The 14,062-nt window shown below is 51.6% G+C and carries 13 protein-coding genes and 1 pseudogene; 8 read left to right on the top strand and 6 right to left on the bottom strand.

Annotation, left to right across the window (positions count from 1 at the left end; all coding sequences use genetic code 11):
- Positions 1-107: 107 nt before the first annotated feature.
- Complete coding sequence (locus PsAD26_RS27850; protein WP_063312986.1) at positions 108-890, bottom strand: DUF6119 family protein; 783 nt, start codon at positions 888-890, stop codon at positions 108-110.
- 147 nt (positions 891-1,037) lie between these two features.
- Positions 1,038-2,423, bottom strand: a complete 1,386-nt coding sequence (locus PsAD26_RS27845) for a PLP-dependent aminotransferase family protein (RefSeq protein ID WP_063312985.1) — start codon at positions 2,421-2,423, stop codon at positions 1,038-1,040.
- Positions 2,424-2,540: 117 nt separating this feature from the next.
- On the opposite strand from PsAD26_RS27845, the gene PsAD26_RS27840 reads away from it, so the two are divergent.
- On the top strand, positions 2,541-3,416 hold the full coding sequence (locus PsAD26_RS27840; protein WP_063313000.1) for a DMT family transporter: 876 nt from the start codon (positions 2,541-2,543) through the stop codon (positions 3,414-3,416).
- Between the two features lie 51 nt (positions 3,417-3,467).
- On the opposite strand, the gene PsAD26_RS27835 is transcribed toward PsAD26_RS27840, so the two are convergent.
- Entirely contained in the window at positions 3,468-4,469 is a 1,002-nt protein-coding gene (locus PsAD26_RS27835; RefSeq protein ID WP_063312984.1) for a succinylglutamate desuccinylase/aspartoacylase family protein, read from the bottom strand.
- Positions 4,470-4,655: 186 nt separating this feature from the next.
- On the opposite strand from PsAD26_RS27835, the gene PsAD26_RS27830 reads away from it, so the two are divergent.
- Both PsAD26_RS27830 and PsAD26_RS27825 read left to right on the top strand, forming a co-directional pair.
- Complete coding sequence (locus PsAD26_RS27830) at positions 4,656-5,429, top strand: methyltransferase domain-containing protein (RefSeq protein WP_063312983.1); 774 nt, start codon at positions 4,656-4,658, stop codon at positions 5,427-5,429.
- A 141-nt stretch (positions 5,430-5,570) separates the two neighbouring features.
- Positions 5,571-6,761, top strand: a complete 1,191-nt coding sequence (locus tag PsAD26_RS27825; RefSeq protein WP_063312982.1) for a cation:proton antiporter — start codon at positions 5,571-5,573, stop codon at positions 6,759-6,761.
- 43 nt (positions 6,762-6,804) lie between these two features.
- Here the strand turns inward: PsAD26_RS27825 and PsAD26_RS27820 are convergent, their stop codons facing one another.
- Positions 6,805-7,437, bottom strand: a complete 633-nt coding sequence (locus PsAD26_RS27820) for a hypothetical protein (RefSeq protein WP_153041596.1) — start codon at positions 7,435-7,437, stop codon at positions 6,805-6,807.
- A gap of 165 nt (positions 7,438-7,602) precedes the next feature.
- Here PsAD26_RS27820 and PsAD26_RS27815 point away from each other — a divergent pair, with 165 nt between their 5' ends.
- Together PsAD26_RS27815 and PsAD26_RS27810 are read left to right on the top strand one after the other, a co-directional pair.
- The gene (locus PsAD26_RS27815; protein WP_208981710.1) at positions 7,603-8,187 is read left to right on the top strand and encodes a TetR/AcrR family transcriptional regulator; all 585 of its coding nucleotides are present in this window, start codon (positions 7,603-7,605) and stop codon (positions 8,185-8,187) included.
- A gap of 149 nt (positions 8,188-8,336) precedes the next feature.
- Positions 8,337-9,392 (top strand): DUF418 domain-containing protein, encoded by a 1,056-nt coding sequence (locus PsAD26_RS27810; protein WP_063312980.1) that lies wholly within the window; start codon positions 8,337-8,339, stop codon positions 9,390-9,392.
- A 63-nt stretch (positions 9,393-9,455) separates the two neighbouring features.
- Here PsAD26_RS27810 and PsAD26_RS27805 read toward each other — a convergent pair whose 3' ends face one another.
- On the bottom strand, positions 9,456-9,923 hold the full coding sequence (locus PsAD26_RS27805) for a GNAT family N-acetyltransferase (protein WP_063312979.1): 468 nt from the start codon (positions 9,921-9,923) through the stop codon (positions 9,456-9,458).
- Positions 9,924-10,216: 293 nt separating this feature from the next.
- On the opposite strand from PsAD26_RS27805, the gene PsAD26_RS27800 reads away from it, so the two are divergent.
- Positions 10,217-10,885, top strand: a complete 669-nt coding sequence (locus PsAD26_RS27800; RefSeq protein WP_153041595.1) for an HAD family phosphatase — start codon at positions 10,217-10,219, stop codon at positions 10,883-10,885.
- A 6-nt stretch (positions 10,886-10,891) separates the two neighbouring features.
- Here PsAD26_RS27800 and PsAD26_RS27795 read toward each other — a convergent pair whose 3' ends face one another.
- Positions 10,892-11,782 carry a LysR family transcriptional regulator gene (locus tag PsAD26_RS27795; protein ID WP_063312978.1) on the bottom strand — a complete coding sequence of 297 codons (891 nt, stop codon included), beginning with the start codon at positions 11,780-11,782 and terminating at the stop codon, positions 10,892-10,894.
- A gap of 130 nt (positions 11,783-11,912) precedes the next feature.
- Here PsAD26_RS27795 and PsAD26_RS27790 point away from each other — a divergent pair, with 130 nt between their 5' ends.
- Positions 11,913-12,365, top strand: a complete 453-nt coding sequence (locus PsAD26_RS27790) for a hypothetical protein (protein ID WP_063312977.1) — start codon at positions 11,913-11,915, stop codon at positions 12,363-12,365.
- A gap of 94 nt (positions 12,366-12,459) precedes the next feature.
- Positions 12,460-13,633, top strand: a pseudogene (locus tag PsAD26_RS27785) (IS481 family transposase); the annotation flags it as partial.
- Positions 13,634-14,062: the final 429 nt, after the last annotated feature.

Here is a 14,062-nt window from a genome sequence, read left to right as displayed (position 1 = left end):
TTTCTCCCTGCTTCAGAATTGCAATAATCTGCGCGTCACTAAAACGAGATTTCTTCATAAGATCAGTCCTCAATATGAGGCAACAATATCTCTACTTTCAAACTCGATCAAATTCCGGGGGGATTACCAATGTACATGTTTTCGAAGTTCTTTGTTCTCATTGAAAGCAATAATTCATCGAATAGACGCTCAATAGTAATTGGATCATTTGTTAGTGACATATTGTCAATCCAAGGGAATTTCGCCTGATAGTCTGTCTTTTCTGAATAATTTAGCAACTCAGCACATAACTTTTGAAGTTCATTATAGGTTTCAATCTTCTTCGTCGGACGAACGCTATCCTTACCTTCAATTCTCTTGCCTAAGCTATGATTTTTGGGAAGATCTCCCGCAAGACCTCGAAGAATATCTTTTTGCTGATTGATGCCCATTTCAGTTGGTGATGAGTTTTTAGGAGCTTGTCTCAATGTTTTTTGAGAGGAAGCCTCCGGCGTAGTTAAGTTTATCTGCTTTAAATCGTTTTGTGGGATGCTATTTATTGCAACTTTCAACCCAAAATTGTATTCTATTTTTGTCAAATCAATCAGATGTAATCCCATGCCAAATGGGATTACGAACAAACGTTCTGCTGTATTAATAACAAGTACTGCATACGATGATGAGTTGAAGATTTGGAGTGCATTAACATCGAAATCCATTGCAATAAATGGTAGCCATTTGGGGGATCTTTTCACACTCTCTTTAAAAAACAGCATGCAATGAATAGGGTCTTCACCCTCAGGTTCTAAATTTTGAATTTTGAGCTCGTCTGAATCTTTGAAGATGTCTTTTGGTTCAGTAAATTGCGGTTTAATCAGGTAGACGGTTGGCATGATTGAGCTATCTGTCATTCTCGTCTCCACAAAAGTCGTGAGTAATTTATTCAATCTTGCGTTGTATTATATGTACTGTCAATGCAGTCATAGTGTGGGGCTGCTTGCTGTTTGATGATTTACTAAAATTGTGATTGGATGCAGTAAGTTGGTGCTCTTCCGCCACTAAAGATTACACATCACGTCTGCCAGTATCTCGTAGGTCATCGGGTTCCCCATCTGGCTGACGTTGAAGCGCATGAACTGGCCCATGGATTGGGTCGGGCTGAAAACATCACCAGGAGCGAGAACCATGTTTTGCTGCAGAGCTGCACGGGCGAGTTCGGCTGAATCAATGCCTTCGGGCAGGGAGCACCAGAGGTAAAAACCGCCTTCTGGCATCAGCCAGGTCTGAATACCCAATTCAGCCAGATTAGCAGAAACCTCGCGCCGTGTTTTGGCAAGGCGAATACGCAGGGCCTCCATGTGTTTTCGGTAGGACCCATCGCTCAGGCAGGCATAAATCAGCTCCGTGGTAATCGGGCTTGGACCCCCGAAGTTCGTGGCCACCTGAAGATCAACCAGAGCTTCAATCCATTCTGGTTTGGCAGCGATGTATCCGCAGCGTGCGGAAGCCGAAAGTGTCTTTGAAAAGCTGCCAAGACGGATCACGCGATCAAAGCCACCCAAGGCAGTCAACCGCGGTGTTATTTCTGGTAGAAACTCAGAAAACACATCATCCTCAATAAGGATGAGATCATGTCGGGTCGCGATACTCAGGATCTTATGAGCACCTTGAGGAGAGAGGGTGACCCCCGTAGGGTTATGCAAGGAGGTGTTGGAGATGTAAAAACGCGGCTTATGCTCCACAACAGCTTGCTCAAACTGCTCACAGTCCATGCCTGTCTTGGTGTAGGGCACACTCACAATCTCAACCTGATGCGCTTTCAGGATTGCCTGAAAGTTGAAGTAACATGGGTCACTGACGAGAACCTTATCTCCGGGGCGCAGCAAAAACCGGCACAACAGATCAATAGATTGAGTAGCAGAACCAGTCAGCAAGATCTGGTTCGGATCAACCTCAATGCCCTCTGCCGCAAACTGCCGGGCCTGCAACCGTCTCAGATTGCTGGCACCTCGCGTGCTCGCATAATCCGAAAGCAAGTGATCATCCGCCTTGCTCAAATTTCGAATGGCCTTGCGCAGGGATGCATTCGGCATCCAGTCCGCAGGCATCCAGCCACATCCGGGTTTGAGCATATCCCGTCCGGTATCCAGCGACTGACGAGAGACCCAGAACGGATCGATCTCCCTGTCCAGATGCGGACCAATCTCTGAAACCGAAAAGGGTTGAGTTTTTGGGGAGACATAAAACCCAGCCCCTTTGCGCGCAAAGATAATCCCTTCGGCAGCAAGCCGGTCATAAGCCTCAACCACAGTGGAGGCGGAGACCTTCATTGTGGAAGCGAAACCCCGGATGCTTGGCAGTTTCTCACCCGGTTCCAACGCACGACTGCTGATCTTGCTGCGCACCGCCTGCATCACACGTTGTGTTTGCTGCCCATAAGCCATTTTACATCTCACCTGCTGTATTGATGATTGTAGCAGTACAGTTTCTCGTAATTGTATTGTTTTGTGGCTGTTGTGCCTAGCCCCACCTCGATAAAAAACGGAAAACGGAGGTGAATGATGCAAGCATCACTGGCACAAAGAGGTTCAGCAGGCTGGGGAAACGGCCTGCTCGGAGTCATAATTTTCAGCGGCTCCTTGCCTGCAACACGTACAGCAGTCGCCGGATTTGATCCATTTTTTCTGACAAGCATTCGGGCGGTGATTGCTGCACTGCTGGGTATTGCGTTGCTGAGCGTGTTGAGGCAGCCTTTCCCAAAGCGGCAGGATATCATGTCGTTGGCAGTCGTTGCCCTCGGTGTGGTGATAGGCTTCCCGCTACTTTCTGCATTAGCCCTCGCACAGATGACGGCAGCGCAGTCGCTGGTTCTGATGGGAGTCTTACCATTCTCGACAGCCATCTTCGCTGTTTTGAGAGGAGGGGAAAGACCAAAGCCATTCTTTTGGGTGTTCTCAGGCGTCGGCAGTCTGGCAGTGGCGGTGTTCGCGCTTTCACAAAATGCCGAGGGTTCACTGCTCGGCTCTATTTACATGTTTGGCGCAATTATCGTGTGCGGCCTTGGATATGCGGAAGGGGCCACACTCTCAAGAAAGCTTGGGGGGTGGCAGGTCATTTCATGGGCGCTTGTACTGGCTCTTCCAGTCATGCTGATCGCTGCAATCCTGAGTGTACCTGCTCAGCTGCCAGATAGTCAGTCCACCGCGTGGTACGGCCTCATGTACGTTTCCGTCTTCTCGATGCTGGTGGGGTTTGTGTTCTGGTACCGCGGGCTGGCATTGGGTGGCGCTGCAGGTGTTGGCCAACTCATGCTCTTGCAACCGTTCTTCGGCCTCATGCTCGCAGCGCTGCTGCTTCAGGAGACGATCTCTTCAATGATGATTGCAGCGACAGTTGTTGTGGTTGGGTGCGTTGTCGGTGCCAAACGATATGCATAAATGAAAAATGAGAGCCGGCCGATATGAAGCTGCCTGCTCTCATTTGGAAGTTTATACTCGCCGCAGGATCTGTACGATGGTCGCGCCAGGCTCTCGTAAAGGAGTTGTGCAAACGGAAAGCACGCGCCCATCACAAGGTGCAGTGTACTTTGCAACAACATCGCCGAAAGCGTTTGTCATGGTGGCAACCAGCTGATCTTTGGAAACCTCCTGATTGAGCTGCACCATCACACGGGCAAATCCACCAGTGTCTGCAGTGATCGACACATCGTCGTTCCCCACATAGCTTTCGATCCCAAGCAGGTTCACTTTACCCGCAATCATGCGGTAGTCGATCATAGTGTTCAAAATGCCCTGAACGCCGCGCTGGGTCATATCCGGGTCAAACACATTGGCACAGCCCAGCTCAACCGTGAGCGATGGAATACCGGCCCGAACCAACTCAGTCTCAACTGAACCGTCAATACCGTCATCTTCTAGGATCTGATCTGCGGGCTGAAGTGCTGCCAGACGGCACACATCTGCACTGCGAAAGTCAGCAAAGAGAAACAACGGAAATGCAGTGCCAGTTGACTGGGTATGCAGGTCCAGAAAGATGTCTGCATTGCCCATGTAAAGATTATGCCAAAGCGCATGGGCATACCGGCTTCCAGCATTTGAGCTCTTCGCATCCCCCGGCATCATGCGATTGAGGTTTGTGAAGGTCTGCGTCTCATTCTGCGAAGGGTAATAGCGTGAGGCCAGCTGCATGCCCGGAGGGTTTGCGCCCGGTACCAATACAACAGTCCCCTTCAGCGTATCAGAGTCCAGGTGTGGCAGGACTTGATGGATCACATCCACCCCCTGAACCTCATCCCCATGCAGCGTTGACTGAATGAACAGCTTTGTTCCCGGCTCAGCACCCTTGATCACGATCACCGGAATACGGTGGTAGTTTCCCAAGGAGTCCGTGGAGGCTTTAAAAAAGAAACGGTGCTTCCCAGCAGCAAGCTCATCAACACTGAGCTTCTCGATGACGGGTACACCATCAATGATATCATTTGTTGTTTTCATGGAAGAAACCTACCGTGCTCGACACAGATGGAACAAGTGAGTTTACATCAAACATCACAATGTTGATTAGCCTGAGTATCTGAAACTGAACAACCCACCTTCAAGTGTCTGATGCATGATTTGCCAATAACAACTTGAGATAGGTTTGGCTTTTGTATACTTATGTATTCAAATTTGAGGTGCTTTATGAATATTGCAAGTGATCACGCATTCTCCGGCCTGCAGAAAATCTATGACCAAGCTCGCCCGCGCTACCCACAGGATGCGATAGATCACATCGTGGATCTGTTGGAGATGTCTAAAGGTGAAGAGCAGGGGCATCTACTGGATGTTGGCTGCGGTACCGGAATTTTGACGCGCCAACTTCAAGGGCTGTCACCAAGCAGCAAGTTTACAGGATGCGACGTCAACGAAGACATGCTGTCTCAGGCAAAAGCAAGGGATAAGGCAGGTGAAATGTTTTGGCATCAATCCGCTGCTGAAAAGCTTCCGTTCGAAGACAGTGCCTTTCATCTCATCACCGTCGCCCAGGCCGCACAATGGTTTGATCGACCGAAGTTCTACCGGGAAGCACAGCGTGTTCTCACCTCACGAGGGTATCTGGTGATTATTGAGAACAACCGGCAGCTGGACGGCAGCGCTTTCATGCACGCCTATGAAACCTTAATCGAAACGCACAACACCAGTTACTCCAGAGATTACCGCAGGTTCGATTATGCGCAGGAGATGCAGAAGGCAGGCTTTGCTCAGGCAACTGTTCGGCGGTACCCTTGGTCCCGTTCCATGTCACATCAGGATTTTGTTGAAATGGCCAAATCCTCCTCAAAAGTTCAAACTGCGATCAAAGCAAGCAATGGTGTTTTCCTGATTGAGCTTGATCAGATCCTGCAAGAACATTGGGGGGAGGCCGAGCAAATCGTGATTGATTATTCGACGCAGGTCTTCGCTGGGCATAAATGAGACTGTTGAGACGCTCAGGCAAATCGGCTTGTGCAGCTTAAACCAATGCAAAGACTATCTTCTTAGAGTGTCGGGAATGCGCAACTTAAAGGCGATCCACTGAACACGGATGGTGGACACTGCCGGGATTAAAATGGCCAAATGTCCTATCAAAATCTGACCGTCATCTTTGCAGTGGTTTTTTTGTACAGTGTGATGAGCCGACGGCTGGAGCAAAAGCCGATCAATGGAGCATTGCTGTTTTGCATCATTGGCTTTTTGCTTGGCAATGACGGTTTGGGGTGGTTTCAGGTCAAGCTCACCAATGAATCCATCAAGACACTGGCCGAGTTGGCCCTTGCCATTGTTTTGTTTACGGATGCAGCCAAAGCAAATCTCAAAGTCCTTGCCACCAATATTGACTTGCCACGGCGCCTCCTCTTGGTTGGCCTGCCGCTCACAATCATATTTGGCATCGGAGCCGGGATGGCGTTATTGCCACAACTCCCTGTCATCGAGATCGCAATTCTGGCCGCTTTACTTGCTCCAACGGATGCCGCGCTTGGCAAGGCCGTGGTGACAGATCCCTCTGTACCGGCCAAGATCAGAGGAACTCTGAATGCAGAAAGCGGTTTAAACGACGGCATCTGCGTTCCAATTGTGTTTTCTCTCCTCCCAATTGCAGCTGATCCATCCCTGATAAGCCACCTGAACAAAATGGCGGCGCAGCTGCTTGCTGAGCAGATTGGCCTTGGTGTTCTTGTGGGGATTGGTATCGCCATTATGGCTGGACAGATCATTGATTACTCTTTCCAGACCAAGGAGCAATCCAAAACGTGGGAGCAGGTGACCGTCGTCGCTTTGGCGATCTGCTGCTTCTCAGTCGCGCAACTCGCAGGTGGCAGTGGGTTCATTGCGGCCTTTGTGGGCGGTATCGTTTTCGGCTGGCTGGAGAAGCCCTACAAAGAGCAGCTTTTGGATTCAGCAGAGGGAATAGGGGACTCGCTCTCCCTCATGACATGGCTCATTTTCGGTGCAGCTATCATCGGCTCAGTCCTGCATGAGTTCACTTGGGAAATCCTGGCCTACTCCATCCTGAGCCTGACGGTCGTCAGAATCCTGCCTGTCCTTTTCGTCTTGCGCGGTGAGCCTTTGAGCACAAAAGAAAAGCTCTTCATTGGCTGGTTTGGCCCACGAGGTCTGGCAAGCATCGTCTTCGCTATTATCGTGCTGGATGCGAACCTGCCGGGCAGTTCCGTCATCGCATCAACCGCTGTAACCACCATCGGCCTCAGCGTTATCCTGCACGGACTAACAGCGCATTCCTTCATCAAAGCATTGAAGAAAAAGTAGCAGGAGAGGGGCTGGCAAGAGGTTATCTCGCCAGCACATCAGATCAGTCGATCATTTTTGCAAGCAGTGCTTCGTTATTAGGGAAGTGCTGCAGGCCTTCAGTCCAGATTTCTTTGGCAGTCAGAACGTCCCGCTTCTGCTCATAAATCGCCCCAAGCACCAGATACGGGTACACATGATGCCAGTTGGACTTGGTTTTCTGCTGCGCCTCAATCATGGACTTCAGAATTTTGATGGAGGAGGCCTCCTGATCCCGCTTATGAGAGAAGCCATAGAGCGTCGCTTTCCCAAGCCACGCGCCCCAGCTGGTCTTATCTTGACTCAGTGCCTGATCAAAATAAACATCAGCACGGGCTGCCAGCTCAGCCATCTCGCCTTCATCCTCCGACATATAGGCCCCATACGTCAGAAGCGTGCCATACCGGGCAATCAATTCCGGATTGCTGTTGGAGGAAATGTCCTTGTCCAGCAACTCAACTGTCTTTTTGAAGCTCTTGGAAGAGACCAGCTGTACCACCAGCAGCTCCCCATCCGGGCTCCACAGAGAGGTTGTCTTTATTTTACTCAAGCCCTGCTGCGGGCTGATATGCTGCTGTGTTGCGCCATTCTTATCCCATGAGAACGCCCAGGGCACCCAATGATCAGCCAAGGCTGGTGGGCAAATAATCACGCTCATGAAAAGAGCCGGTGCCACAAAGCAAGCTTGGCACATTCTTTTGATAATACTCATAAAAAATCCGTCGTATTGAGAAGAAACATGGGCTTTTAACCTTCTTATTTCCTGCAGAAAATTACAGGACCTTTATTGACAGTTGTGTATCTAATGATACATATAAGTATCATGTCGATACCATTGAACAACACCACAAAAGACAAACTGCTGGAAGCAGCCGTACGTGTGCTCAACAATCAGCCACGGGCGTCTCTGGCAGATATTGCAGAGGCCGCAGGCGTAAAGCGCGTAACTCTTCACCGTGTTATTGGCACACGTGAGGAATTGCTGCGTGACGTGGCCTTGCGCGCTTTAGACCAGATGGACGAAGCGTCTTATGCAGCCATCAAAGGCAAGCGCAAAGCGTTTGAACAGCTCAAAGCCATTGTAGGCGCTCTGGTGCCTTATGCAGATTCCTGTCACTTCCTCTGGAAGAATCCCGACGTCTGGGATGATCCCGAAATTGCTAGAGAAATCAAGCGCCACGACAAGGAACTCTGTGATTTAATTGATCGCGCAAAGGAAGAAGGCGACATTCTCTCCTTCATTCCAAACAGCTGGATCATCGCCTCGCTGGACGCTGTTTTGTATGCAGCAGCAAGCACATCACAGGCCGGAAACATCGCAACCAATGATGCCAGCGCACTTGCAATTCAAACCTTGTTTGGCGGCATTACGAAGAAGGTGAAGGGCATGCAACCCGTTGGGGGTTAGAGCGTGTTCCGTTTGATTGGATTCAAGCAAACGAAAAGAATCCGCTCCGACAAAGATGTTAGAGTGCGGTGCGCGAATGTAAATGAACGCGGCGTGCTCTGGGAGGCAGAACGAACAGTAAAGGCCATATCAGGTCGGATAGGAACGTGATGGCTGCAGCAGCTAAAATCGGGCGACTGGAGGGGCTGGACCTTGCCAGGTTCATCGCCTTCGTGGGTATGGTGATCGTCAACTTCTCCATCGTAATGGGCGCAGAAGGCACTGAGGGTATTCTCAGCAACATCATCTACGCACTGGAAGGACGCGCTGCAGCCACTTTCGTTGTGCTGGCAGGCATCGGCCTTGGTCTGGCGGGGATGCAAGGGGAGCTTAACCTCACCATCTTTACCAGTTTCAAACGCGCTGCCTTCCTGCTCGTGCTCGGCCTGCTCAACATGCTCATTTTTGATGCTGACATCCTGCACTACTACGCATTCTATTTCCTCTTCGGCGCTCTGCTGCTGCCAGTGGGCACCCGCGCTCTGGGCTGGCTCATTGCTGGCTTGGCCACCACCGCGGTGGTCATGGTCATCCTGCTGGATTATGACGCTGGTTGGAACTGGACCGACCTGACCTATCCCGAGTTCTGGACACCCGTCGGCTTCATCCGCAATCTGTTCTTCAACGGCTGGCATCCGGTCATCCCGTGGCTTGGGTTCCTGCTGTTTGGCGTGATGCTCAGCCGCTCAAACCTCTCCTCCACCAAAACGCAAGACGCGCTCATGTTCGGCGGCCTTCTGGTCTTCCTGCTCGTCAACGCCGTCAGCGCTTACCTGCAACCACTCATCGCTATGGTAGAGCCGGAATTGGTGGATCTGGTCACAACCAATCCCATCCCACCCATGCCGTTTTACCTCATGGCAGGCATGTCTGTTGCCTCGATGGTTGTCGGGATATGCCTGCGCGCAGCCCCACTGCTGAAAGATCTTGGCGTACTGACCGTCCTCAATCCCGCAGGCCGTCAAACTCTGACACTCTACCTCGCTCACATTTTGCTGGGCATGGGCGTGATGGAGGAGTTGGGCTTGCTCGGCGGCCAAACCAAACAGACAGCCTTCCTCGCATCCGGCATTTTCTGCACCTTGGCCGTCATCTACGCCCTCATCTGGAGCCACTTCTTCAAACGCGGTCCAATCGAAGCCCTCATGCGTAAAGTCGCGGGCTAGAACAAACGAAAGCAGGGGACACCGCTCAGTATCCCCTGCCTCTTGTCATCTTCGGTCGAGAGCCTAACTCAGCTCTTTTTCAAACCAGATTCGTGCGAAAACGCCAACATCCTCAGCATCACGCTTCACTTCAACCCATGCATTTTTGCGATAAAAGCCAATGGCTTGACTGTTGGACGTGAAGGTCTCCAGCCGCGCAGTGTGATGTCTGCGCTCTTTGATGGCTGCCTCACACCAGTTCAGCAAAAAGGAACCATATCCCCCACGCTGAGCATCCAGCCGCACCATCATCACGTGTACAAAGTCATCAAAGCAGATCGCAAAGCCCATGATCCGGGTGCCCTCCATCAACACAAACAGGCTGTCCTGATGCGTAACGAACTCCTGATCTGCCTGGCCGCTGTCCAGATAATCCTGCACCATATCTGCCCCTAGAAAGGCAGGATAACGAGCTGCAATCACCTCTCGTGCGATGGCTTGGATCTCAGGGAGTTCAGCGGCAGCTGCTTTGCGGACCTTTAGATTTTTCATGTCTTACCTATTGAATTACATATGGTTTTGCGCATGAAAGCGCAGATGTGTAATCAGCAGGCAAGCTGGCGCGTTTTGCTTAAGCGCCACATGCCTGCAAAAGTTCGAGCACAATCATAAAAACCGCCTTTCATTAGAATGAGTAAGTCATCTGTCACTAATCTGATTTCGCAGCACCAACAAGCAAAACCTCAGGTCTAGCGCTAAGTAAACCAGCATTGATACGCCCAAACCACGCTTGCCACACCCGCATCCAAAAGCTAGGCTCCCGTTTTGCCATTGGGAATATTGCTGTGCCTTTTTTATCCTCCCCACCTAAGCTTGTGATTTTTGATTGTGATGGCGTGCTCGTGGATTCAGAGCCGCTCTACATACGCGTCTTGCTCCGTTTGCTACAATCTTACGGGGCCACGCTCACCTTTCAGGAATGCTGGGAGATGTTCGTCGGCAAAACCAGCCGGGATGTGAATGACTACCTCAAGGAGCAGGGCCTAACCGCGCCCGATCATTGGAACAAGGACTTCCACGAGCAATCAAACGCTCTGTTGGAGAAGGAAGTCCAGCCCGTCAACGGCATTCTGCAGGTGATAAAGCAACTCGCAAATGCTGGTATTCCCATCTGCGTCGGCTCCAACGGCCATCCGTTCACGGTTCGCATGTCGCTGGAAATCACCGGCTTGCTGCCGTGGTTTGGCGACAACGTCTTCACCGCATCGGATGTTGGCATCCCAAAACCCGCACCGGACCTGTTCCTGCACGGCGCGAAAATGGCAGGCATCAGCCCGGAGCACTGCGTTGTGATTGAGGACAGCGCCACCGGCATGAAAGCCGCCGCCAGCGCCGGCATGCGCTGCTTTGTGTACTCACCAGAAAACATCTCAACCCCAACAAACCTTTTCGGAGCACACTCTTTCCAATCCATGACAGCCTTGCCAGAACTACTGGGCCTTGTGCCGGCATGAACGCCCCTACCATTCCTCAATCCATCGTTTCCAGAAGATGCTTGCCTCATCAACGAAGGCTCGGACGTGTGGCAGTTGGAAGTCACGCTCCACGTAAACCAGACTGAAGTTTTTCAGGCTTTGCACCTCATCAGGAAACAGCGCGACCAGCTCCGGGTTCTTGGCGAGTTCGCTCTCGGGCAAAAGGCCGATCCCCAGCCCGGAATGGACCGCCTGCAACATCAGCCGGAACCCGGCGCTCGACAACCGCGGCTGAATCTCAATTGAACCGCCAGCAGTTGTCGGCCATCGGGTCTCCGGCAAACCATCGGAGTCACGCAGAGTAATGCACTTGTGGTCGGCAAGCTGCTCTGGCGTTGCAGGAGTACCCGCTGCATCAAGGTAGCCCTTTGTGGCCATTGGTATTCTGCGGCTGAGAAACAACTTTTTCACGATCAGGTCCGGATCACGCACTGGCCCAAAGCACATCGCCACATCCACACCCGCAGCGCGAAAATTAGTCCTGCGGTTGGTCACAACCACATCCAGCGAGACCTTGGGATACTTGGCTGCAAACTCGGTAAACAACGGCACGGCCAGCATATCGCTCTCAGGCAAGGAAACGCACAACGGACCACTGGGCTCACTGTCGTAATTCTGCACCGCCGTCCATGCCGCATCAATATCCGCAACAACCCGCGTGGCGCGGTGGTAGAGCTCCTTACCGGCAACGGTTGGAAACAAACTGCGTGTGTTCCTCTGCAGCAGCCTCACACCCAGCATTTTTTCCAGGTCACCAAGACGTCGGCTCAGGGTGGGCCGCGTCATCTGCAAGTGCTCTGCTGCTGCCATGATGCTCCCGCAATCCACGATAGCTTTAAACTCAAGCAAACGATCTGCGCTGGGTTTTTTGAACATTATTCGTCTTCCAAATGAGCAGCTGATGACAATTCTTTATCATATAATCGAAATTTGGACGATGCTATCCGTCTCATGAAGTTTGCCGCAGGGGCATGTTCTGCGGATCCTCATGAGTTTGGAGTAAGGAATGGACTACCTCATCGCACGCTTTGTGCACATTCTTCTCATCGCGGCATGGTTTGGCATGACAATAAGCGGCAAGCAAAGAGCCCAATGGTTTGCACGCGAAAACCTTGCAAAAGCTGCCCCGCCAGAGATCTACCTGCGCAAAGCCTCCGTTGCTGGCTCTTTGATCGGTCTGGGTGTCATCGCCAGCGGGTTCTGGCTCATCCATCTTCTGGGTGGCTTTGATGCCGTGCCATGGTCCATCTCGCTGGGGTTTGCAGCCAGCCTCGCAATTGTGTTGACCGGCGCTCTTATGATTGGCCGCAACTGGAAGAAACTGGCGACAAGAAGAGCCGCCGGAGCCCCGCAGGCAGAGCTGGAGGCCATCGCAAAACAGGTCGGCTTGTGGGAGCGTGCAGTCCAGCTCCTCTGGCTGGTCGCACTGGTCTCAATGGTATTCAGGTTCGAGTTGTAACCCCGGCATCCCAACTGTACATACCGGAGACATAGGTGACAGGTGTTCGGAGAGATGGTTGACACATTAACATGGCATTCAGGGAGGGACCGGGATGCCTTGGAAAGAGTGTTCAACAATGAAACTTCGAGAAGAGTTTGTCCGACTTGCAGATCAGGACAATGCTAATCGGCGTGCCTTGTGTCGCCGGTTCGGTATCAGCCCACAAACAGGCTATAAATGGCTAGGGCGGTGGCGTGCGGGAGAAGACTTGAATGATCTCTCCCGCCGGCCCAGAACATCTCCTGGACGTTCACCACAGGAGGTGGAGCAGAGGATTTTATCAGTGCGTGATACTTACCCGGCTTGGGGTGCTCGAAAGATCCGCGCTTATCTGCAGCATAAAGGCATTACAGTTCCAGCAAGCTCCACGGTGCACGCCATTTTACAGCGCCATGACCGTATTGAACCGAAATCAACCCCAAGGTCCCCGGATTGGCAGCGATTTGAAGCTCCTCTTCCTAATCAACTCTGGCAAATGGATTTTAAAGGTTGGATCAGGCTGGAAGATAACACTCGTTGCCATCCTCTCACGGTTGTCGACGACCACTCCCGGTTTGCGACCTGCCTTAAGGCTTGCCCAGACCAACGCACCAATACAGTTAAAACGGCTTTAGAAGAGAGCTTTAAGCTCTACGGCTTGCCGAGAGCCTTTCTGGTTGACAACGGTTCCCCATGGGGGACAGCTCTTACCGATCAGCGTTGGACACCATTGCGGATCTGGTTGGCTCATCTTGGTGTCCGCCTGATCCATGCCAGACCTTTTCATCCTCAAACCAAAGGCAAGAATGAGCGGTTTAACCGAACCCTGAAAGAGGAGGTTCTGGCATACAGAACATTTCGCAGTCACCGCACTATGCAATCGGCCTTTGATCAATGGAGGCGGATTTATAATTTCCATCGCCCGCATGAAGCACTTGGATTAGCGCCACCTATCAGTCGCTATACAATCTCACAGCAAATCTTTCCCAAACACCTTCCAGATATCAGCTATCCCAAAGGAACAATAGTCCGAAAGGTGCCCAGAACAAGAGCGGAAATCAGCTTTAAAGGCAGGCTCTGGTATGTTCCCAAATGCTTCCGTGGCTACACTCTCGCCATACGTCCCTCAGACAAACCTGAGATCTTCAACGTATGTTTTGCAGCAAACACAGTCGCAAAAATCGACTTAACATCATAACATGACCGTCACCCATGTCCCCGAACAAACGTCAACCATCTCTCCGGGACAAACATCAAAGGCCGGGATGACATCGATGGGTGGGGTGGACTGTCTCAAAAAACTTATTCCCCTCCTGAACTCCTCCCATATTCTGAACCTATGCCTACGTAACGGGCTGCTGGCGGAGCGACCGTCAGTTTGTCGTAGGCTGGGTTGGGCTGTTGGGAGACGTAACGCACCTTTCAGTGGTCCGGTGAACCGAACTTCAAACGTGACCGCATGGTTTGAGGGGAAGGGCCCAGGACTATAGGGTATCACGCGGTGATAGATACAAGAGCACCGGCAGGGAGACTTGCTTTTGCAGATGTGTCAGTCAAAGACGGAGGAACTGTTTGGGCATGGAAACGTGCCTGGATAAGCCACTTTCTTTCCGGGAAACCGGCTATCGTGCCTTATAGGCAAAAGAGGCGACGTTGTTCATTATAAAAAGCCCGGG

Origin of the sequence: Pseudovibrio sp. Ad26, assembly GCF_001623285.1 — a bacterium.
GTDB lineage: Bacteria > Pseudomonadota > Alphaproteobacteria > Rhizobiales > Stappiaceae > Pseudovibrio > Pseudovibrio ascidiaceicola.
The sequence above is the reverse complement of the archived record's forward strand: the minus strand, read 5'-3'. Positions and strand labels throughout refer to the sequence as shown.